17 protein-coding genes and 1 tRNA gene are annotated in these 21,188 nt (G+C 71.4%); 13 read left to right on the top strand and 5 right to left on the bottom strand.

Annotation, left to right across the window (positions count from 1 at the left end; genetic code table 11):
* The first annotated feature begins 22 nt into the window (after window positions 1-22).
* Both BXA11_RS06115 and BXA11_RS06110 read left to right on the top strand, forming a co-directional pair.
* A complete protein-coding gene (locus BXA11_RS06115; RefSeq protein ID WP_076433457.1) occupies window positions 23-1,048 on the top strand; it encodes a chorismate-binding protein in 1,026 nt (341 codons plus the stop codon).
* Between the two features lie 15 nt (window positions 1,049-1,063).
* Window positions 1,064-1,894: an aminotransferase class IV gene (locus BXA11_RS06110; protein ID WP_076433455.1), complete on the top strand. Its 831-nt coding sequence runs from the start codon at window positions 1,064-1,066 to the stop codon at window positions 1,892-1,894.
* Window positions 1,895-1,898: 4 nt separating this feature from the next.
* Here the strand turns inward: BXA11_RS06110 and BXA11_RS06105 are convergent, their stop codons facing one another.
* Window positions 1,899-3,278, bottom strand: coding sequence for an LVIVD repeat-containing protein (locus BXA11_RS06105; RefSeq protein WP_204053551.1), 1,380 nt, complete (start codon window positions 3,276-3,278; stop codon window positions 1,899-1,901).
* Window positions 3,279-3,502: 224 nt separating this feature from the next.
* Between BXA11_RS06105 and BXA11_RS06100 the strand changes: the two genes are divergently transcribed.
* The gene (locus tag BXA11_RS06100) at window positions 3,503-3,970 is read left to right on the top strand and encodes a DUF305 domain-containing protein (RefSeq protein WP_239104902.1); all 468 of its coding nucleotides are present in this window, start codon (window positions 3,503-3,505) and stop codon (window positions 3,968-3,970) included.
* Window positions 3,971-3,975: 5 nt separating this feature from the next.
* Here the strand turns inward: BXA11_RS06100 and BXA11_RS06095 are convergent, their stop codons facing one another.
* Window positions 3,976-4,392 carry an SsgA family sporulation/cell division regulator gene (locus tag BXA11_RS06095; protein WP_030505083.1) on the bottom strand — a complete coding sequence of 139 codons (417 nt, stop codon included), beginning with the start codon at window positions 4,390-4,392 and terminating at the stop codon, window positions 3,976-3,978.
* Window positions 4,393-4,858: 466 nt separating this feature from the next.
* Here BXA11_RS06095 and BXA11_RS06090 point away from each other — a divergent pair.
* A tRNA-Val gene (locus tag BXA11_RS06090) sits at window positions 4,859-4,933 on the top strand.
* 107 nt (window positions 4,934-5,040) lie between these two features.
* Here the strand turns inward: BXA11_RS06090 and BXA11_RS41925 are convergent.
* Window positions 5,041-5,652: a hypothetical protein gene (locus BXA11_RS41925; protein ID WP_076433449.1), complete on the bottom strand. Its 612-nt coding sequence runs from the start codon at window positions 5,650-5,652 to the stop codon at window positions 5,041-5,043.
* A gap of 167 nt (window positions 5,653-5,819) precedes the next feature.
* Here BXA11_RS41925 and BXA11_RS06080 point away from each other — a divergent pair, with 167 nt between their 5' ends.
* Both BXA11_RS06080 and BXA11_RS06075 read left to right on the top strand, forming a co-directional pair.
* On the top strand, window positions 5,820-6,041 hold the full coding sequence (locus tag BXA11_RS06080) for a type II toxin-antitoxin system HicB family antitoxin (protein ID WP_076433812.1): 222 nt from the start codon (window positions 5,820-5,822) through the stop codon (window positions 6,039-6,041).
* Window positions 6,038-6,271 (top strand): type II toxin-antitoxin system HicA family toxin, encoded by a 234-nt coding sequence (locus BXA11_RS06075; protein ID WP_076433446.1) that lies wholly within the window; start codon window positions 6,038-6,040, stop codon window positions 6,269-6,271. Before BXA11_RS06080 ends, BXA11_RS06075 begins: the two co-directional genes overlap by 4 nt.
* Before the next feature lie 282 nt (window positions 6,272-6,553).
* Here the strand turns inward: BXA11_RS06075 and BXA11_RS06070 are convergent, their stop codons facing one another.
* Window positions 6,554-7,894 carry an MFS transporter gene (locus tag BXA11_RS06070; protein WP_204053550.1) on the bottom strand — a complete coding sequence of 447 codons (1,341 nt, stop codon included), beginning with the start codon at window positions 7,892-7,894 and terminating at the stop codon, window positions 6,554-6,556.
* 398 nt (window positions 7,895-8,292) lie between these two features.
* Between BXA11_RS06070 and BXA11_RS06065 the strand changes: the two genes are divergently transcribed.
* The 3 genes from BXA11_RS06065 (at window position 8,293) to BXA11_RS06055 (ending at window position 13,683) form a co-directional block, all read left to right on the top strand.
* Window positions 8,293-9,153: a class I SAM-dependent methyltransferase gene (locus tag BXA11_RS06065; protein ID WP_204053549.1), complete on the top strand. Its 861-nt coding sequence runs from the start codon at window positions 8,293-8,295 to the stop codon at window positions 9,151-9,153.
* A gap of 246 nt (window positions 9,154-9,399) precedes the next feature.
* The gene (locus tag BXA11_RS06060) at window positions 9,400-11,781 is read left to right on the top strand and encodes a CehA/McbA family metallohydrolase (protein ID WP_076433441.1); all 2,382 of its coding nucleotides are present in this window, start codon (window positions 9,400-9,402) and stop codon (window positions 11,779-11,781) included.
* 354 nt (window positions 11,782-12,135) lie between these two features.
* Window positions 12,136-13,683: an amino acid permease gene (locus tag BXA11_RS06055; RefSeq protein WP_051761084.1), complete on the top strand. Its 1,548-nt coding sequence runs from the start codon at window positions 12,136-12,138 to the stop codon at window positions 13,681-13,683.
* Here the strand turns inward: BXA11_RS06055 and BXA11_RS06050 are convergent.
* Window positions 13,615-14,295, bottom strand: a complete 681-nt coding sequence (locus BXA11_RS06050) for a TetR/AcrR family transcriptional regulator (protein ID WP_076433439.1) — start codon at window positions 14,293-14,295, stop codon at window positions 13,615-13,617. The genes BXA11_RS06055 and BXA11_RS06050 overlap by 69 nt on opposite strands.
* 144 nt (window positions 14,296-14,439) lie before the next feature.
* On the opposite strand from BXA11_RS06050, the gene BXA11_RS06045 reads away from it, so the two are divergent.
* The 4 genes from BXA11_RS06045 to atzF are packed head-to-tail and all read left to right on the top strand — an operon-like array spanning window position 14,440 to window position 21,188.
* Window positions 14,440-15,255 (top strand): urea amidolyase associated protein UAAP1, encoded by an 816-nt coding sequence (locus BXA11_RS06045; RefSeq protein WP_076433437.1) that lies wholly within the window; start codon window positions 14,440-14,442, stop codon window positions 15,253-15,255.
* A gap of 2 nt (window positions 15,256-15,257) precedes the next feature.
* Complete coding sequence (locus BXA11_RS06040; RefSeq protein ID WP_204053548.1) at window positions 15,258-15,893, top strand: urea amidolyase associated protein UAAP2; 636 nt, start codon at window positions 15,258-15,260, stop codon at window positions 15,891-15,893.
* Window positions 15,890-19,528: a 5-oxoprolinase/urea amidolyase family protein gene (locus tag BXA11_RS06035; protein ID WP_076433433.1), complete on the top strand. Its 3,639-nt coding sequence runs from the start codon at window positions 15,890-15,892 to the stop codon at window positions 19,526-19,528. The genes BXA11_RS06040 and BXA11_RS06035 overlap by 4 nt, the downstream gene beginning before the upstream one ends.
* Window positions 19,521-21,188, top strand: coding sequence for an allophanate hydrolase (gene atzF, locus BXA11_RS06030; RefSeq protein ID WP_143734107.1), 1,668 nt, complete (start codon window positions 19,521-19,523; stop codon window positions 21,186-21,188). The genes BXA11_RS06035 and atzF overlap by 8 nt, the downstream gene beginning before the upstream one ends.

Genomic DNA, 21,188 nt, shown 5'->3' with positions numbered 1-21,188 from the left:
CCGGGGACGCGAGAATGGACACGTGTACGACGCCTTCGCCCATATTGGGGGATACCTGGCCACCGGCCTGCGGGAGGTGACCACCGACCTGGCCGCCCTCGACGGCTCCGGCTGGTGGGCGGTGGTCGTGTCATACGAGGGGAAGGTCGTCTGCGCGCGGTTCGACGACGTGCGGCGCGCTCCGTTGCCCCCGCCGCGTGGCCGGTGGGGGGGACCCGGCCGGGACGCCTGGGCCACGTCCCTCGACCGGGAGGGATACGAGCGGGGCGTCCGGCGGATCAGGGACTACATCGAGCGGGGAGAGGTCTACCAGGCCAACCTCTGCCGCGTCCTGTCCGCGCCGCTGCCCTCGCCGGACGTGGACCCCCTCGCCCTCGCCGCACGGCTGGCCGAGGGCAACCCCGCGCCGTACGCGGCCGTCGTGGACGTGCCGGGGCTGACGGTCGTGTCGGCCTCGCCGGAGCTGTACCTGTCCAGGCGCGGCGCGGTGGTCGAGTCCCGGCCGATCAAGGGCACCGGCGTGACGGCGGACGATCTCCTCCACAAGGACTACGCGGAGAACCTCATGATCGTCGACCTGGTTCGCAACGACCTCGGTCGCGTGGCGGAGGTAGGCTCTGTGACCGTGCCCTCGCTGTTCGCGGTCGAGGAGCACCCCGGGCTCGTGCACCTGGTGTCCACGGTGCGGGCGCGGCTGGACGGCGACGCCGGCTGGCCGGAGCTGTTCGCCGCCACCTTCCCCCCGGGTTCGGTGACCGGGGCGCCGAAGTCGTCGGCGCTGCGGATCATCAACGAGCTCGAACCGGAGCCCCGCGGGCCGTACTGTGGGGCCGTGGGCTGGGTCGACGCCGACCGGCGCGAGGGGGCGCTGGCGGTCGGCATCCGCACCTTCTGGATCGAGCACGACGCGATCCGGTTCGGTACGGGAGCGGGCATCACCTGGGGGTCCGACCCCGGGAGGGAATGGCACGAGACCGAGCTCAAGGCCGCCCGGCTCATCGGCCTCGCCTCCGCGGGACGGGCCGGGGACGGGCCGCGACATCGGTAACGAACGGAGCAGGAGATGTCTGTACCCATCTGGGTGAACGGAGAGCTGTACGAGCCCGGCAAGGCCGTGGTCTCGGTGTACGACCACGGGCTCATGGTCGGCGACGGCGTGTTCGAGACGATCAAGGCGGTGAACGGGGAGTCCTTCGCGCTGACCCGCCACCTCGACCGGCTGGCGCTGTCGGCCAAGCGGATGGACCTGCCCGAGCCCGACGTCGCCGCGATCGCCGACGGTGTGCGCCGCTGCCTGGCGGCCGCGCCGAAGTGGCCGCTGGCCCGCATCAGGATCACCTACACCAGCGGCCCGGGCCCGCTCGGCTCCGACCGGGGGTCGGCCGGCACGAACGCCATCGTCATCGTGGGCGAGCAGGCGCCGTTCCCCGCCACGGCCGACGTCACCGTGGTGCCCTGGCCCCGCAACGAGCGCGGCGCGCTGGCCGGCGTCAAGAGCACCTCCTACGGCGACAACGCCAAGGCCCTGGCGTACGCCAAGGAGCGCGGCGGCGCCGAGGCGATCTTCGAGAACCTCGCCGACAACCTGTGCGAGGGCACCGGGAGCAACATCTTCATCGTCACCGGCGGGCGCCTGATCACCCCGACGCTCTCCTCCGGCTGCCTGGCCGGCGTCACCCGCGCGCTCACCCTCGAGTGGTGCGGCGGCGAAGAGGTGGACGTGCCGATCTCGGCGCTGTACGAGGCCGAGGAGGCCTTCCTCACCTCCACCACCCGCGACATCCAGCCGATCAGGGCCGTGGACGGGAAGGTGCTGCCGCAGGCGCCCGGACCGATCACGCTGGAGGCCATGAAGGTCTTCGCCGAGCGTTCCGCGGCCGACCTCGACCCGTGATCCTTCAGTAGGAGCGCTGGCTCTGGGCGTTGAGCTCGTCACGGCGTACGGCCTTGGCGGGATCGGTGCGGGGATCGTCCAGACGCAGCACGTCGAGGCCCTTGGTGATGTCGCTGGAGTAGATGTAGCCGTTGTAGTAGTAGGCCGACCAGGAGCCGCCGAGATGGAGCTCCGGCGCCAGCGGCCCGCGCTCGAAGTAGGCGATCTCCTGCGGGTGGGCGGAGTCGGTGAAGTCCCAGACCGAGACTCCGCCCATGTACCAGCCCTGCACCATGACGTCGCGGCCCGGGACGGGAATCAGCGCGCCGTTGTGGGCCACGCAGTTCTCCTCGGCGCTCTGCGCTCGGGGGATCTTGAAGTAGCCCTGCCGGACGAGCGTGCGCTCCGGCGTCAGCGCGTAGATCGCGTCCGCGCCCTTGGTCGCGCTGATGGAGGGCAGGCAGGTGGCGGCCATCCCGCCGCCCAGCTCGTCGCTGAAGACGACCTTGGTGCCCTCGTTGTCGAACGTGGCCGAGTGCCAGATGGAGAAGTTCTTCTCGTCGCGCACGGTCTGCAGCAGCTTCGGACGCACCGGGTCGGAGATGTCCAGCAGGACGCCGTCACCGAAGCACGCGCCCGCGGCCAGGTGCTTCTCCGGGTAGACGGTGATGTCGTGGCAGCCGCCCGTCTCCTCCTCGCCCGCCGGCCTGCCCGCGAACAGTTCGGGCTTGGCCACGACCCGTGCGCTCCCGGGATCGGCGACGGGGACCTCCACGATCGAGATGTTCTGGTGGGGCGGCGCGCAGTTCGTCGTGTCCGGCTCCGGGCCGGGGGAGGAGACGTACAGGTAGACCGTCCCCGCGTCCTTCCCCGGCACGACGGCGTGCGTGTGGGAGCCGCACTCGGTACGTACGGACTTCAGGTACCGCGGGTGGGTCTTGTCGGAGATGTCGAAGACACGGATGCCCTCCCACGCTCCCGCGGCCGCCGGGTCGCCGGCCTGGCTCGCGCAGGTGTCGTCCGTGCGGGGTTCGTCCACCGACAGGAACAGCAGGTCGCCGGAGACCGAGATGTCGTTCTGCCCGCCGGGGCACGCGACCCGGGCGACGGCCTTGGGGTGCTCGGGGTCGCCGATGTCGTGCACCGTGAAGCCCCCGTAGTTGCCCACGAACGCGTAGCGGCCCTGGAAGGCCATGTCGGTGCCCCAGTCGTCCGGGCCGTCGAACGGCGCCGCCAGGGGGACGTTGGCGACCAGCGTCATGTTGGGGCTGTGCCGGATCTCGTCCTGGCCCGGGATGCCGGTCGGAGCGGCCGCCGGGGACGGCGCGGGTTCGCCGGAGGCGCAGGCGGGGGCCAGGAGGAGGGCGGACGCCACCAGTGCGGCCTTCAGCCTCGGTCTGCTCACGTCGCCCCCATGTCCGCGGATCATCACCCACTATGGAAGTTATGTCGAGCCCGCGGCCGGTGCGGACCGGATTGGTAACGGTTGCGCTGGCAGTTGCGCCGATGCTGGCCGCCTGCTCGTCCGGAGCCGCTCCGCCGGCGCACGCCGACGCCCCGGTGGTCGTCCCCGGGGCCCCGGGGCACTCCGGCTCCGCGCCTGCCCGCTCACCGGCGGAGGCGGGGCCCGTGGCGGCGGACGTATGGTTCGCCGAGGCGATGATCCCGCATCACCGGCAGGCGCTGGAGATGGCCGGGCTGGCCGCGGCGCGGACCGGAGACCCGCTGGTGACGGCGGTGGCCGAACGCGTGCTGGACGGGCAGCGCCCGGAGATCGCCGTGATGGAGTCGTGGCTGCGGGGACTGGGCCGCACCCCGCCGCCCGCGCACGACCACGGCACGAATGACCGCGGGATGAGCGGCTACGGCATGGCGAGCGAGGAGGAGCTCACCCGGCTGCGTACGGCGCGAGGGCGCGACTTCGACACGCTGTTCCTCACGCTGATGATCCGGCACCACGAGGGCGCGGTGGGCATGGCGGCACAGGAGCTGCGCCGGGGACGGGACCGGGCCATGCGGACCATGGCCCAGGACGTCGTCTCCGGCCAGCAGATCGAGATCGCCCGGATGCGAGGGATCCAGCGGAGGCTGGGCTAGCTGTTCTAGGAGCTCCAGAGCATGTTGGTGAGCTCCTCGTCCAGGTCCATGAAGTCGGTCTCACGACCGGCGGGGACGAGCTCGTAGGTCCGATGCAGGAACTCGGTGAGGGGGGCCAGGGGCACCTCGAACAGGGCCTGGCCGAAGGGCGAGGTGAGGCTGATGTTGAGCGTCCGCTCGCCGTCCGAGCGGGCCGGCCACACCTGGACGTCGCCTTCACCCACGCGTCGCACGATGCCCACGGTCAGCAGCTCGCGGGCGAAGATCCACTCGACCGGCTCGTCATTCCCCACGTGGAAGGCCATCCGGATGGCGTACGGATCCTCGGCCGTGTAACTCAGGCCGGCGAGCAGGGGGACGGTCGTACGGTCGGGGACCACAAGCCGAAGGCCTAGCTCGGCAGAGACGGTGGTGCTGTTCATCGTCAGCCAAACCTTTTCGTCGTCGGGTCCCCTGTCAGGGGCTTTCACTGCGTCTTCACTGTGCGGTCGGGGCTCGCCGGGCGCTCGTGCTACGAGACGAACGAAGAGACCCGTAGGAAAGATTCCGCCTCCAGGCCCTTCTGTAACGCACATCACAGCTTGACATTCGGTCATCTACCAGCTCAAACATCACCAACAGGCTTGTCCTTACCTCTGCTTTGCGTGTCGGCGGGGGCCGCGTCGGCAATGCCATTGCGGGCGAATGATCTCAGGTCGTGCGTATAGGTCGAGCATGGAGCATCACGATGCTATGACACCACACCCCCACGCCGGGGATGGTCTGGCGAACCTTTCGAAGGTGTTGACGAAGGCGGGACGATCGAGCCGACCGAGCCGCGCTTTCGCCATCACCCCCTCGAGTGCGGTATGGTTTTCCCCGTCGGCGCCGCGAGGCGCGGACGATCCCGGGCGATTAGCTCAGCGGGAGAGCGCTTCGTTCACACCGAAGAGGTCACTGGTTCGATCCCAGTATCGCCCACCACGTTCGTGCAGCTAGGGAGGCCGGGCCGCGTCCAGCGGGCCGGCCTTTCGTCTTGTCTGAGTGACTACCGTTCTGGGGACCCAGCATTCCTGGATCGGGTCGCGGCGTCAGTCCATCCAGTGGAACCAGACGTCGAAGATCGAATAGTGCGGCCCGTCGCCGAGGTTCGTGTCGATCTTCAGGTGGGGCAAGGTCGGCCGGCTGAGCAGGCGAGGGCCGACGAGAGTGATGCGGTGCCGATCCAGGACCTGGGAGATCTGTTCGCAGCCTTCCTCCCATCCGGGGATCGGCATGTCGGCGACGGCATCGAGCCATGGCATGGAGTGGCATCCGTGACCGTCGGGGTGATGGGAGCGCTCGCCGGGCGACAGGATGCAGGCGATCGGGGCGAGGCGGCACAACGCCACTGACAATCCTTCAACCGTCGTATAGCCGTCTGGATCGACGCGGCGGGCGGATCCGTCTCGCCGGGTCAAGAGGACGTCCACAAATGAGGCGTAGCCGGAGCCGTAGTGTCCGAACTCCGCGTGCTCAACCACCAGTCCGCGGACTCGATTGAGATCGGCGACCACCTGGCGCAGGTAGCCCTCCACGGCCTCGGCCCCACTCGCCCAGGCGCCCTCACCGCATGCCGACTCGTCCCGGGAGGCGCGGATCTGCGAATCGCGATCGAGGAGGAGGGCCTCGACGTCCGCAGGTACGTGATCGTCCTTGCGCATGCCGACAGTCTGCCCGACGACGGGAGCCGACCCATGGGCCGGACATTCGGTATGCCCAGGCAACGGCGGTGGGTGTCTTTCGTGTCGGTGGAGAACCTGGGAGATCGCGATGGGTGGCTTGTTTCTACCGGCGGGTCCGGCGAAGCGCGCTGGCGTACGCTAGCGGCATGAGCCAGACCGTCTCCTTGACCGCGACTGTCACCCCCGACGAAGAGGGTTGGTATGTCGCGCGCTGCGTCCAGGTTGAGGTGGCCAGTCAGGGCCGGACGGTTGACGAGGCCCTGGCCAGCCTCCGCGACGCCCTGGAGCTCTACTTCGAGGACGAGCCCCTTCCCCAGACCCCGCAGCAGCCGATCGTGGCGCCGATCGAGATTCGTCGCTCGGCATGAGCCCGCGCCAGTTTCCGGTCTGCTCCGGCACTGATGTCGTGCGCGCGCTGGAGAAGTGCGGCTTTGAGGTGGTGGCCACCAGGGGCAGCCATTGCAAGCTGCGCCAGTTCGCAGAAGACGAGACTCGCACAGTGATCGTGCCATTGCACGACACCCTGGCCGTCGGCACGCTTGCCTCAATCGTGCGGCAGGCCGGCCGCACTTCCGAGCGCCTACGCGATCTGCTCTGATCATGCGGCCGCCGCCGCGTTCCGTCGGCAGTCCCTGTCACCTGTGCACGACGGACCATTGGGTGACGAACTGAGTGACAACAACCACGGACGCCCGTAGAACCGTACGGACGTCCGTGGACGGTATGCACAGGTCAAGACCGTTTTCATGGCACGTCGGCTATGCGATCGATCTGCTTCGCACCGAAGAGGTCACTGGTTCGATCCCAGTATCGCCCACACAGCCCAGAGGCCATCCACCACCACGCGGGTGGGGGTGGCCTCTTTTGATCTTCTGAGTGACTAGGCATCGAACGGGCCGGCACCGGACGCCACACCGGCGGGGACACGCTGCTGGGCGGGCTCCCGGCCGGGCGGCTCAGGCGCGGGCGGCAACTGGAGGGGAGCCGCATGCGCGAGTGCGGGCCGGGCCGGCGCGCGCCCGCGCAGCCGGGCCAGGGCGAGCCCGGCGGCCACGGTGGCCAGGACCACGACGACACCGGTGACCTGCAAAGTCACGCGGGGGCCCACGATGTCGCAGAGCAGGCCGAGAAGCGGCCCGCCGATGGCCCCCGCGCCCGCGCTGACCACGCCCTGGACGGCGATGACCCGGCCGCGCATGTGGTCGGGGCTGTCCAGCTGGACGCGGGTCGCGAGGGTGGTGTCGATGATCACAGCGCCGGCGGCGATCGGCAGCATGAGCACGCCGAAGGCGGCCAGGCCGGGCATGAAGCCGCTGACGCTCTGGCCCACGCCGGTCAGCAGCGCGGTGACGAGCAGCAGGGCCACCGTGAGGCGGGGACGTCCGGCAGCGATCACCCCGCCGATCACCGTGCCGATCGCGAAGATCGTCGACAGCAGCCCGTATCCTCCGGCGCCGGCGGCCAGCGGTCCAGAGCTCATCGCCGCCATGGTGACCTGGTAGTTGCGGCCCAGGCTGCCCAGAATCAGCGCGAGCACCAGCAGCACTACGAGCCAGGGCGTGCGAAGCACGTAGGACAGGCCGGCGCGCACCCCGCCCCGGTCCGTCTCGGAGCGCAGGAGCCGGTGCATCTCGGAGGCGCGCATGGCGAGGACGGCCACGATGACGGCGGCGAAGCTCAGGGCGTTGACGAGGAACAGGCCGGCCGTGCCGGTGAGTGGGAGAAGGGCCCCGGCCAGGCTCATGCCGAGGATACGACCGGCCGAATTGATGATCGATCCCAGCGCGAAGGTGTTCGGCAGGTCCCGTGCGGGGACCACCTCGGCGCCGAATCTGCCGAGGGCCGGGCCGCCGATGGCGTTCACGACGCCGCTCGCGAACACGAGGGCGTACACCGGTGCCACCGAGCCGGGGGCGCCCGCGGCGGCGAGCGCGAGGAGAGCGGCGAGTGCCGCCTGAGCCACCTGCGTGGCGAGCACGACCGGGCGGGCGGGGAGCCGGTCGGCCAGGGAGCCGCCCCACAGCCCCAGCAGGAGCGTGGGTACGGCCTGGAGGACCAGGCTGAGGCCCACGCTGGTCGCCGATCCGGTGGCCGAGAGGATCAGCCAGTTGACCCCCAGCACCTGCATCCAGGTGCCAGTGACCGAGACCAGGTCTGCTCCTGCCCAGAGGCGGTAGTTGTGATGGCGAAGAGAGCGCAGCGTCGCCGCGGGCAAGGGCACGTCTTTGTCCTTCTTTGGGGCAATTGTCCGGAATGGCAACATCCCGAACCGAGAGAAGGATTCCGGTCAGACCGAAATATGGCGCGGATCACACCTGGAGAAGGTTTGACCAGGCTTCCTCTGGAGGTGGCCCGCCGCCGGCTGGAGAGGGGGACAGTGGCCCCGGCGCCCCCGGCGTCCCCGACACAAGCACCCCCGGCGCCCGCGGCCCCGCGTCTGCGGAGAGGTCCTCGGACGGGACCTTGCCTCAGGAGAGGACGCAGTGGGTGCCGGTGTAGATCATCGGCATGCACTTCTTGCACGTCGGGTGAGCGTATCGATCTTGAAGGGATGCGGCGTGTTCATGCCGCCGCATCGCTGATCTACGCTCGGGTCTTAGTGCTAGCTAGGCTGAACGCGTGACTGATGCGGCGGGACGGGCCGAGCCGTCTGGGGTGTGGGCCACAGCCTTGGGCGCGGCCCGGGTGAGGGCGATGGAGACGGCACGCGAGCAGCCGCTGTTCCGGGACCCGCTGGCGCAGGCCTTCGCCATAGCCGGCGGGAGAGACCCTGGGGCGCCGCCGTCCCCGCGCGCGGACGAGGCGGCGCGGCGCCGCTGGCTCGGTGTAGCCTTCTCGATCGTCATCCGGACGAAGTTCCTCGACGACCTGCTGGAGCGGGCGGTCGCGTCCGGCGTCCGGCAGGTCGTGCTGCTCGGAGCCGGGATGGACAGCAGGGCCTTCCGGACGGACTGGCCTGAGGGGACCCGGCTGTTCGAGGTCGACACGGCCGAACCGCTGGACTTCAAGGCGTCGGTGCTGCGTCAGGAGCGGGCCGTTCCGCGCTGCGAGCGGATCACCGTCCCGGTCGACCTGCATGAGGACTGGCCCGGCGCCTTGGCCGCGGCCGGACACGATCCGGCGCAGCCGACGGTGTGGATCGCCGAGGGACTGCTGATCTATCTGCCCGAGGACGCGGTGCAGTCGCTGCTCGAACGGGTCGGCGCGCTGTCCGCCGCAGGCAGCAGGATGGGCCTGACACTGGGCTCGCGCGGTGTGCTCGAACGCTTCCGTGGGGACGCCACTCCGGGATCGGCGGCGTCTATGTGGGTCTGGGAGATGCCGGAAGACCCGGTCGGCTGGCTGGACGGCCTCGGCTGGGAGGCGGAGACCTTCACCCTGCGTGAGCGCGCCGAGGTCTACGGGCGTCCGATGCTCACCCCGTCGCAGCTTGACGAGGGCGCCGGCGGACTGGTCTCGGCGGTGCGCGCGGCGCACTGAGCACGATGAAGGCCGGCCCCCACATGTGGCGTCGGTAGAGCCTGTGGCGCATGCTGTCCGGCTCCGCGCGCTCCAGCACTTCCTGACCACGCCGAGTCAGCCGCCACCGGCGCAACTCCGTGAGACAAGGCCTCGCCCGACGTTCAGGTCCAGGCCACCCGGCGGTCATCGCCCGCATGAAGGGTGGAACGTGTCCGCCTCTCCTCCGAGGCGGGCCCCCCTACCCAACAGACGGAGAAGCACGAAATGCGCATCCGCGCGCTGTTCGCCACCGCTGCGGCGGGCACGCTCGTCCTCATAGGCGCCGCGAGCCCCGCTCTCGCAACGTCCGGCGTGGCAGACGACGCTCAGACCGAGAAGGCCTCGGTCGTCACGACACCTCAGGCCGTCACGACGCCCCCAATCAAGGCACCCCACGAGCGCGAGCTCATCGGCGCGTTGCACGAGCACAGCGGCTACTCCGACGGATGGCCCGGCTCGCGACCCGCCGACTACTTCGCGTCTGGGCGCGACAAGCACGACCTGAACTTCGTCGGATCGAGCGAGCACACCTCGAACGTGAATTCGCCGATGGTCTTCAACGAGGAGTGCCTGGACCCGAAGGTCGCACCGAGCTGCCAGAACGCCGATCAGGTCAACCCGCTCGACTCGCTACGCAAGTGGGACGCGGAGCTCGAGCAGGCGAACACTGCGACCGACCCCGCGAAAGACTTCGTCGGCTTCCGCGGGTTCGAGTGGACCTCGGACCGCATGGGCCACATCAACGTCTACTTCTCGCGCGAGAACTCGCTGCCCGAGACCGACGGCGGCACCATCGCGATGGACCGCTTCTACGACTGGCTGACCACCACCGGCAAGGACGGCCTGGCGACGTTCAACCACCCCGGCGAAAAGACGCTGTGCGGCCCGCTGCACTGCGACGTCCGCAGCGACCTCGGCTTCGGCTGGGAGGACTTCAAGTACTTCCCGAAGGCCGACGACCAGATGGTCGGCATCGAGGTCTTCAACCGCGACAGAGACTTCGACACGCCGCCCGCGCACAACGCCCCGCCCGAGGGCTGGTACGCCCACGCGCTCGACAAGGGCTGGCACGTCGGCGCGATCGGCGCGGAGGACGAAGGGCACAACCGCACGGACGACTGGGGCGGCTCGCAGTACGCCAAGACCGTCGTCCTGGCCAAGGCCAACACCGAGAAGGACATCAAGCGCGCGATGGCCGACCGCCGCTTCTACGCGGTGCTCGACAACGCGCTGCGACTGGACTTCACGGTCGACGGGCACGGCATGGGCGAGCGGATCCACACCAACGGCAAGCGCCCGCTGGCGATCGACGCGCACGTCCGCGGCTCGAGCACGCCGCTGCAGCTGGAGCTCGTCAGCAACGGCGGCCAGGTGGTCGCCGGCGCGACCGGCGACCAGCTCAACGCCTCGCTGAAGGCGGCCGACGACACCTGGTACTTCCTCAGGGTCCGCCGCGACGGGCGTTCGGTCGCGTACTCCAGCCCGATCTGGGTCAACGACGGCAAGCAGGTGGGCGCGCCGAAGGCGCCCGAGAGCGATCTGAGCACCACGGACGGCCGCTGGCTGGCGGGCGACCTGAACGTCCACAGCTGCTTCTCCAGCGACGTCTACTGCGCCGGGACCGACGACGTGAGCGAGGCCGACCCGTTCCGCCAGGGCGTCGACGTCCGCTCACGCTTCGCCGAGGCGGGCAGCCGCGGGCTCGACTACCTCGCGGTCACCGACGACGGCGACGTCCGCTCGGCGAACGCGCCGGGCTCCGGCAGCCACGGCGTGCTCGCGATCCCCGGCTACGAGGACAAGGTCAAGGGCGACGCCCACGTGCTCGGCGTGGACAAGCTGCTCGACAATGGCGACGGTTCCGCCGCCGCGATCAACAAGCTCGCGGACGACGCGCGTGCGAAGGGCGGCGTCTTCCAGATCGACCACCCCGGCTCTAAGATCACCAAGAAGTTCGCCGGCTGCGACGCCTCCACGCTCACCTGGGGCTACGGGTTCGACGTGCGGCCGGACACGATCGAAGTCTGGAATCCGAGCTCGAGCATCCGGGCCGCCGAGGACTACCTCGACTGCTGGCTGCAGCGCGGCGCGCGCGTCGCGCTGACCGGCGGCAGCGACGCCCAGACGAAGGTCGCGCAGCCTCAGGGCGCCGGCTATCCCACCACCTGGGTGCTCGCGCGCAACCGCTCGGCGGGCGCCGTGCTCGAGGCGCTGCGCGCCGGCCGCACCAGCGTGTCCTCGCTGCCGCCGGCCGTCGGCGGGCGCCCGCTCGTGATCGAGGCCAAGCGGGGCGGACACTTCGTGTCCGTCATCGGCGACGACGTCCGTCCGGGTGAGACGCTACGCGTGCGCTCGCTCGACGCGCTCACCGACGGCTCGCTGCGCGTCGTCGCCAACGGCCAGACGCTGCTCGACCAGCACCTCACGCGCGACGGGGCGATCGAGTTCACCGCCCCGGCCCAGCCGGGCTGGGTGCGCGCCGAGCTGCGCCTCGGCAACGACCTGCTCGAGCAGACCCCGCTGTGCGGACCGATCGACGTCGGCGCGAACCTGTGCCCGTACGACGCGGCGATGGTCGCGATGACCTCGCCCGTCTACGTCCGCTGATCCCTCGATCTCAGTCGCGACGAGGCCCCGGTCCGTTGGACCGGGGCCTTCGTGCTGTATGGGAGTCGTATGAAGAAGTGGGGGCACGCTCCGCTCGGGGAGGTCGTGCAGGACTCGCTCAGGCGGCGCGTGGATCTCGGACGTGATGGTCGGGAGAGCGGCACGGCCTGCGTCTTGAGGGTCCGCCGGCGGTCTCACCCGCCGGCAAGGGGATGCCCGCAGCGGGCGGGGCGGCTCGCCGCTGAGCGGTGAGGGATGCGTTACGGCGGATGAACGTGCGCGTGACGCCGGGGAAACGACGGCCCCGTACATATCTGTCAATCGACAGAAATCCCCCCAGCGCCCGGAGCCCCGATGGCCGTCACCGTTCCTTCCGCTCCCCCCACCGACGAGAGCGCCCTGCAGACGTTCGGCTACCGCCAGGAGCTGCACCGCAGCATGGGCAGGTACGCCTCCTTCGCCGCCGGATTCTCCTTCATCTCCGTGCTGACCACGGTCTTCCAGTTTTTCGCGTTCGGGTACGCCTTCGGGGGCCCCGCCTTCTTCTGGACCTGGCCCGTGGTGCTGGCCGGGCAGATCCTGGTCGCCCTCAACTTCGCCGAACTGGCCGCCCGCTATCCGATCTCCGGCTCCATCTACCAGTGGTCCACCCGGCTCAGCACGGCGACGTTCGGCTGGTTCGCCGGATGGATCATGATTCTCGGGCAGATCGTCGTGATCGCCGCCGCGGCGCTCGCCCTCCAGGTCGTGCTGCCCGCGATCTGGCCGGGATTCCAGCTCGTCGGCGGCGACCCCGCGCCCACCACCGCCACGGGAGCGGCCAACGCCGCGATCCTCGGCCTGGTCCTGCTCGCGCTCACCACGATCGTGAACGTCGTGGACAACCGCGTGCTCTCCCGGGTCAACGGCATCGGCGTCACCGCCGAGATCGTCGGCGCGGTGCTCATCGTGGTGCTGCTGCTCACCCACGCCGAGCACGGTCCCGGCATCACGCTCAGCACCGGCGGGCAGGGCGGGGCCATCGGCGCGCTGCTGGTCGGCTCGTTCACCGCCGCCTACGTCCTCATCGGGTTCGACAGCGCGGGGGAGCTGAGCGAGGAGACCCGCAACCCCCGGCGGGTCGCCCCGCGCACGATCCTGACCGCGCTCACGGCGGCCGGGCTGCTCGGGGGGCTCATCCTGTTCGCCGGTCTGCTCGCCGCTCCCAGCCTGACCGACGGGAGGCTGGCCACCGAGGGTCTGTCCTACGTGCTCACCAGCAGGCTGGGCGACTGGGTGGGCAAGCTGCTGCTGGCGGACGTGGTGCTCGCGATCACCGTGGCGACCCTCGCGATCCAGACCGCCGCCACCAGGATGCTGTTCTCCATGGCGCGCGACGGGGCGATGCCGTTGTCGGGCGTGCTGTCCAGGGTCTCGCCCCGCACCGGCATGCCGACCGGGCCCGCGCTGGTCACCGGGGTGGCCGCGGCGGCCATCCTGCTGCTCAACTTCGCCTCTCCCGAGGCGTTCCTGGCCATCGGCACCACCTGCATCGTGCTGCTCTACCTGGCGTACGCGATGGTGACGGGCCCCCTGCTGCTCCAGCGCCTGCGCGGCGGCTGGCGGGGCGGGGCGCCGGCGGGGTTCGCCGAGGACGGCAGCCCGCTGTTCAGCATGGGCCGCTGGGGCCTGCCGGTCAACGCGCTGGCCTTCTGCTACGGCCTGGCTATGGCGGTCAACCTGGCGTGGCCGAGAGCCGAGGTGTACGCCCCGATCACCGGCCACTGGTTCTTCCAGTGGTTCACCCTGCTCTTCCTGGCGGCGGTCGTGGCTCTGGGCGCGCTCTACCGGCGGCTACGCCGGCCCGTGGCCCGTCTTGCGCAGGCCGGGCAGATCCCGGTCGGGAACGCCGGCCAGGCGTAGCGCCGCGTCGGCGGTGGCGGCCGCCAGCGTCTCCAGGACGTCGGCGGCCATCTCGGCCGGAGCGTCCCTGCGGATCAGGATGACGCCCTCGATCAGCGCGAACAGCAGATCGGTGCGCAGCGCCCGCTCGTCGGGCGTCAGCGCCGCACCGGCGGAGGTGGCCGCCAGCAGCCGCGCGTAGGTGTCCTTGAGCTCGTCGCGCATACGCCGGAAGGCGGCGAACCGCTCGGTGCGCACCTCGGGCAGGAGGTAGAGCGCGCCCAGGTTGTGGGGGCCCGAGCACAGCAGCCTGGCGTCGCAGTGGCACAGCTCCCACAGCCGCTGTTCCGGCGTGCCGCCGGTCAGGGCGCGGGCGGTCTCCAGGGAGGGCCGCACCGTGCTCTCCAGCAGCTCGGCGAGGATGTCCTCCTTGCCGTCGAAGTAGTGGTAGATCGACGCCTGCCTGATCCCGGCCCGCTCGGCCATCGCCCTCGTCGAGGTCGCGGCGTAGCCGTGCGCCGTGAACAACTCCGCCGCCGCCGTCAGGATCTCCTCCCGCGGGCTCAGCTCACTTCGGGGCCGTTCGACGGCTCGCGGCCTGCCGACTCTTCTGACGGTGGAACGGGCGCTCACCGGACGATCGTCGCACACCTTCGGCGGGGCGCTGCGGCTGTGCGCTTCCGGTAACGGGCGGGAAACGTCGCGACGCGTGAGAGGAAACATGCGCCGCCTAATTTCTGTCGCACGACAGAAATACACCCCCTGAGGAGAACGCGCATGGCGACCAGCACGACGTACGGCGCGCGCGAGCACGCCCGAGCACAGGAAGGCACCACGAGCGACACCATGCCGGTGCTCCCGGCCTCGGACTGGCCCACCCCGCCCGACGGCGTCGACCCCGCCGACCTCGTGTGGGCCGAAACCGTCGCCGGGGGCGGCTACACCCACAAGGCGCTGGCCCGGGGCACCGAACTGCGCCTCACCGACCTGGCCGGCGACGCCTGCGCGCACCTGCTGCTGTACGTCGAGGGCCGCCCCTGGGAACGCCTCAACGTCGCCGACACCGTCAAGGTGTTGTGGAACGCCTACCTCGGCGAAGGCCACCTGCTGCTGTCGGACCAGGGCCGCGTGCTGGCCTCCGTGGTCGCCGACACCTCCGGCCGCCACGACACCGTGTGCGGGACATCCACCCTGCGGCGCAACACCGAGCGGTACGGCGACGGCTCCCCGCACGGCCCCGCCCCCGCCGGGCGAGAGCTCTTCACGCTGGCCGCCGCCAAGCACGGGCTCGGGCGACGGGACCTGCCCCCCTCGATCTCCTTCTTCCAGGGCGTCGAGGTCGAACCCGACGGCGGCCTGACCTTCACCGGCTCCGCCGGGCCCGGCGCGTCCGTCACCCTGCGCGCCGAGATGCCGCTGGTCGTGCTCATCGCCAACACCGCTCACCCCGTCGACCCGCGCCCCGCCTACACCTGCACCCCGCTGGAGGTCCTGGCCTGGCGCGCCCGGCCCACCGGGCCTGACGACCCCCTGTGGCAGGCGAGCCCCGAAGGCCGCCGCGCCTTCCTCAACACCGCCGAGGTGACCCGATGACCGTGTCCGACGTACCTGTGTCCGACGCGCCCGCGCCGGGCGCCACCGTGCTCGATGTGATCGTGCCCGCCCGCGCCCCCTGGTCGGCGATCATCCGCGCCGGGCAGGAGCTGACCATCACCGACCTCGGCGGCAACCAGGCGGTCGACTGCCTGCTGTACGACGCGAACGACACGGCCGTGCGCTACAGCGCCCCCGACACCATCCACGCCCAGGGCAGCATCTTCCTCACCACCGGCAGCGTGCTGCTGTCCAACGAGCACACCCCGCTGATGACCGTCGTCGGCGACACCTGCGGCCGCCACGACACCGTCGGCGGCGCGTGCTCCAAGGAGTCCAACACGCTGCGCTACGGACACCACACCTACTCCCAGCACGCCTGCGTCGAGAACTTCCTCATCGAGGGCAGCCGCCACGGGCTCGGCAAACGCGACCTGGTCAGCAACATCAACTGGTTCATGAACGTCCCGGTCGAGGCCGACGGCACGCTCGGCATCGTGGACGGCATCTCCGCTCCCGGCCTCGCGGTCACCCTGCGCGCCGAGACCGACGTGCTGGTCCTGGTCTCCAACTGCCCGCAGATCAACAACCCGTGCAACGGCTTCGACCCCACGCCCGTGCGGATGACGGTCCGATGAACACACTCCTCGTCGCCAACCGAGGCGAGATCGCCGTCCGCGTCATCGCCACAGCCCGCCGCCTCGGGCTCCGTACGGTCGCCGTCTACTCCGACGCCGACCGGGGCGCGGCCCACGTCCGCCTGGCCGACCACACCGTACGGCTCGGCCCCGCTCCCGCCCGGGAGAGCTACCTTGACGCCGGCCGGGTGCTGCGGGCCGCCCTGGACAGCGGCGCGGACGCCGTCCACCCCGGCTACGGCTTCCTGTCGGAGGACGCCGCCTTCGCGCGCGGGGTCGAAGCCGCCGGGCTGGCCTTCGTCGGTCCCACCCCCGAGCAGCTCGACCTGTTCGGGGCCAAGCACACCGCCCGCGCCGCCGCCGAGGCGGCCGGGGTGCCCCTGCTCCCCGGCACCGGCCTGCTTCCCGACCTGGACGCGGCCCTGAGCGCCGCGCGGGACATCGGCTACCCGGTCATGCTCAAGGCCACCGGCGGAGGCGGCGGCATCGGCATGCGCGCCTGCCGCGACGCCGGCGAGCTGGCCCAGGCGTGGCAGAGCGTCGAGCGCACGGCCGCCGCGAGCTTCGCCTCGGCCGGGCTGTTCCTGGAACGCCTGGTCGAGGGCGGCCGGCATGTCGAGGTCCAGGTTTTCGGCGACGGCATGGGCAACGTCGTCACGCTCGGCGACCGCGACTGCTCGCTGCAGCGACGCCACCAGAAGGTGCTGGAGGAGGCCCCCGCACCCGGCCTGCCGCCGCTGGTGCGGGCCAGGCTCGCCGACAGCGCCGCAGGCCTGTGCGCCTCCGTGGGCTACCGGTCGGCGGGCACCGTCGAGTTCATCTACGACCCGGCGCGCGCCGAGCCGTACTTCCTGGAGGTCAACACCCGCCTGCAGGTGGAGCATCCGGTCACCGAGGCGATCTACGGCGTCGACCTGGTCGAGTGGATGCTGCGCCTGGCCCAGGGCGACGCCGGTCACGTGCACGCCGCGCTGCGCAACCCGCCCGCGGCCGTGGGCCACGCCGTCGAGGCCCGGGTCTACGCCGAGGACCCGAGCCGCGACCACCGGCCCAGCGCGGGCCTGCTCACCAACGTCGCCTTCCCCGCGGGCGTGCGGGTCGACGGCTGGGTGGAGACGGGCACCCAGGTGAGCAGCGCCTACGACCCGCTGCTCGCCAAGGTCGTCGCACACGGCGCCGACCGGGAACAGGCCCTGGACCGGCTGGCCGAGGCGCTGGCCGAGACCAGGATCGACGGCGTCGAGACCAACCTCGGGCTGCTGCGCGCCGCCGCCGGCGATCCTTCCGTACGGGCGGCCACGCACGGCACCGCCACCCTGGCCGGGCTCGCCGACGGCTCCCGGCGCATCGAGGTGGTGCGGCCCGGCACCCTGACGACCGTCCAGGACTGGCCGGGACGGACCGGCTACTGGCAGGTGGGCGTGCCGCCGTCGGGACCGATGGACGACCGCTCCTTCAGGTACGGCAACGCCGCACTGGGCAACGACCCCGGCGCACCCGGCCTGGAGTGCACGTTGCGCGGCCCGGCACTGCGCTTCAGCCACGCCGCCACCGTCTGCGTCACCGGCGCGCCCGCGCCCGTGACCGTGGACGGCGCGCCCGTTCCGCAGTGGGAGCCGGTCACCGTGCCCGCCGGCGGCGTGCTGGACATCGGTGCCGCAGAAGGGCCGGGACTGCGGGTCTACCTGCTCATCGCGGGCGGATTCGACGTTCCCGCCTATCTGGGGAGCGCCGCGACGTTCACACTCGGCGGGTTCGGCGGCCACGGCGGCCGGGCCCTGCGCGCCGGTGACGTCCTGCACGGTGGTTGCCTCAAAGACGGTGGTTGCCTCAAAGACGGTGGTTGCCTCAAAGACGGTGGTTGCATCAAAGACGGGGGATGCCTCGCACACGGCGGCAGGGAGACGGGCACGGAGACAGGTACGGGGACGGGTGCCGAGACGGGGGAGCGGCCCGAGTTCGGGCACGCCTGGCGGATCGGCGTGGTCGAGGGTCCGCACGCCAACCCCGAGTTCTTCACCGACGACGACATCCGCGACTTCTACGCCGCCCAGTGGAAGGTCCACCACAACTCCGCGCGCACCGGCGTCCGCCTGATCGGCCCCAAGCCGCGCTGGGCCCGCCTCGACGGGGGAGAGGCGGGACTGCACCCCTCCAACATCCACGACACCCCCTACTCGGTGGGCGCCGTGGACTACACCGGTGACATGCCGGTCGTGCTCGGCCCCGACGGCCCCTCGCTCGGCGGGTTCGTCTGCCCGGCCACCGTCGTCACCTCGGAACGCTGGAAACTCGGCCAGCTCCGGCCGGGAGACACCGTCACCTTCGTCCCCGTACCGCCCGCGATCGGCGCCCCCGGTGACGGCGGCGTGCTGTACCGTCTCCCCGAGACCGGCGAGCGGCCCGCCGTCACCTACCGGCGCAGCGGGGACGACAACATCCTCGTCGAGTACGGGCCGATGGAGCTCGACCTGGGCCTGCGCATGCGCGTGCACGCCCTGTCCGAGGCGCTGTCCCAGGCACTCGCCGCCCGGGACCTGCTCGGCGTCGCCGACCTCACCCCCGGCATCCGGTCGCTTCAGATCCATCTCGACCCGGCCGTGCTGTCGCAGCGCGACCTGCTGGCCGAGCTGCTCCGCATCGAGGACGGCCTGCCGCCGACCGGAGAACTGGAGGTGCCCAGCCGCGTCGTCCACCTCCCGCTGTCCTGGGACGACCCCGCCACCCGGGAGGCCATCGCCCGCTACATGGCGGGAGTGCGCGACGACGCGCCCTGGTGCCCGTCGAACATCGAGTTCATCCGGCGGGTGAACGGCCTGGAGGACGTGGCCGAGGTCCATCGCATCGTCTTCGACGCCGAGTATCTCGTCCTCGGGCTCGGCGACGTCTATCTCGGCGCTCCCGTGGCCACCCCGCTCGATCCCCGGCATCGCCTGGTCACGACCAAGTACAACCCCGCCCGAACCTGGACCGCAGAGAACTCCGTCGGCATCGGCGGCGCGTACCTGTGCGTCTACGGGATGGAGGGACCGGGCGGGTACCAGTTCGTCGGCCGCACCACGCAGGTGTGGTCGAGCTGGCAGCAACGCGGCGCGTTCCAGCCCGGCTCCCCCTGGCTGCTGCGCTTCTTCGACCGGATCCGCTGGTATCCGGTGACGGCGGAAGAGCTGCTCGAACTCCGCGCCGACCTGGCGGCGGGGCGCCTCGAACCCAAGATCGAGGAGGGCGTGTTCCGGCTCGCCGACTACCGTCGCTTCCTGGCCGAGCACGCCGATTCCATCGCGGCCTTCCGCGAACGGCAGGCCGCCGCCTTCGCGGCCGAACGTGGGGCCTGGCAGGCGTCGGGCGAGTTCGACCGCGCGGAACAGCCGGCAAGCCCGGCCGAGACCGAGCTGGAACTTCCACCGGGCTGCCGCCTGGTGGAGGCGGAGTTCGCCGCGAGCGTGTGGCAGATCGGCGTCACGCCCGGCCGGCGGGTCGCCGCAGGGGAGCCGCTGATCGTGCTGGAGGCCATGAAGATGGAGTCCGCCGTCCTGGCTCCGGCGGACGGCGTGGTCGAACGCGTCCTGGTCAGGGCCGGTGAGCAGGTGGAGGCGGGCGCCCCGATGGTGGTGCTGAGGAGTGATCGTGGCTGAGACGGCACTGGAACGGGTCCGCAGGGCCTACACCCGGATCGCCGAGACCGGCCGTCCGGAGATCTGGATCGACCTGCGGCCACAGGCCGACGTGGAGGACGAGGCCGCCGCCGTGGACGCCCGGGTGGCGGGCGGCGAGCACCTCCCCCTCGCGGGGCGCCTGCTGGCGGTGAAGGGCAACATCGACGTGGCCGGGCTGCCGACCACCGCCGGCTGCCCCTCCTACGCCTACCTGCCGGACGCCGACGCCCCCGCCGTGGCCGCCCTCCGCGCGGCCGGGGCGATCGTGCTCGGCACCACCAACCTGGACCAGTTCGCCACCGGGCTCGTCGGCACCCGGAGCCCGTACGGCGCGGTGCGCGCCGCCACGGACCCGGCCCGGATCTCCGGGGGATCCAGCTCAGGCTCGGCGGTCGCCGTCGCGCTCGGCCTGGCCGACCTCGCGCTGGGCACCGACACCGCGGGCTCTGGCCGGGTCCCCGCCGCCTTCAACGGCATCGTGGGGCTCAAGCCCACCTACGGCCTGATTCCCGCGGAAGGCGTGGTCCCGGCCTGCCGGAGCCTCGACTGCGTCAGCGTCTTCGCCCGTACGCTCCCCGAGGCCCAGCGGGCCCTGGCCCTCATGACCCGCTCGTCCGCCCGGCCCGAGTCCCGTCCGGCCCGCCGTCCCGGACCGTGGCGGGTGGCCGTTCCCGGCACCGCCGACCTGGGCCCGCTGGCTGCGGGCTGGGCCGAGGCGTTCGAGGCGACGGCGGGCCGGCTGGCCTCGACGGGGGTGGAGATCGGCCCGATCGACCCCGCCCCCTTCCTGGAGGCCGCCGCGCTGCTCTACCAGGGGGCGTTCGTCGCCGAGCGTTACACCGCCGTCGGCGCTTTCGTAGAGAAGGGCGGCCCCGACCTGGATCCCGTCGTCGCCTCCATCGTCACCGCGGCGCGTGACCTGCCCGCCCACCGCCTGTTCGCCGACCGGGAACGGCTCGCGGAGCTGCGGGAACGGGCCATGAGCCTGCTCGGCGACCGCGACGCCCTGCTCCTGCCGGTCACCCCGCGCCATCCCACCCTGGCGGAGGTCGCGGCCGACCCCGTCGGCGTCAACAGCGATCTGGGCCGCTTCACCAACTTCGTCAACCTCTTCGACATGTGCGCACTGGCCGTACCCGCCGGACAGGTGGACGGACTGCCGTACGGAGTCATGCTCGTCGGCCGGGCCCACGTGGACGACGACCTGGCGGCCATCGCCCGGCTGCTCCAGCCGGCCGTACGCCTGGCGGTGGTCGGCGCGCACCTGTCGGGACAACCGCTCAACCACGAGCTCACCGCACGCGGCGCGCGCCTGCTGGCCACCACCAGGACCGCCGAGCGCTACCGGCTGCACGCCCTGACCACCGACCCGCCCAAACCCGGGCTCGTACGGGTCGCCGAGGGCGGCGCGGCCGTCGAGTGCGAGGTGTGGGAGCTTCCCGCCGAAGGGCTGGGCGACCTGCTCGCGGCCCTTCCCCGCCCGATGACGCTGGGCCAGGTCGAAATGGCCGACGGCGCGAACGTGCCGGGCTTCCTCTGCGCTCCGGAAGGGCTGCGGGACGCGGCCGACATCACATCGCACGGGGGGTGGCGCGCCTACCTCCGATCACTGGCGGTTCCTGGCCGCTCCGCTCCCTGA

Source organism: Microbispora rosea (assembly GCF_900156315.1).
GTDB classification, from domain to species: Bacteria; Actinomycetota; Actinomycetes; order Streptosporangiales; family Streptosporangiaceae; genus Microbispora; species Microbispora rosea.
Note: the sequence above shows the minus strand (reverse complement) of the source record. Positions and strands in the feature narration are given on the sequence as shown.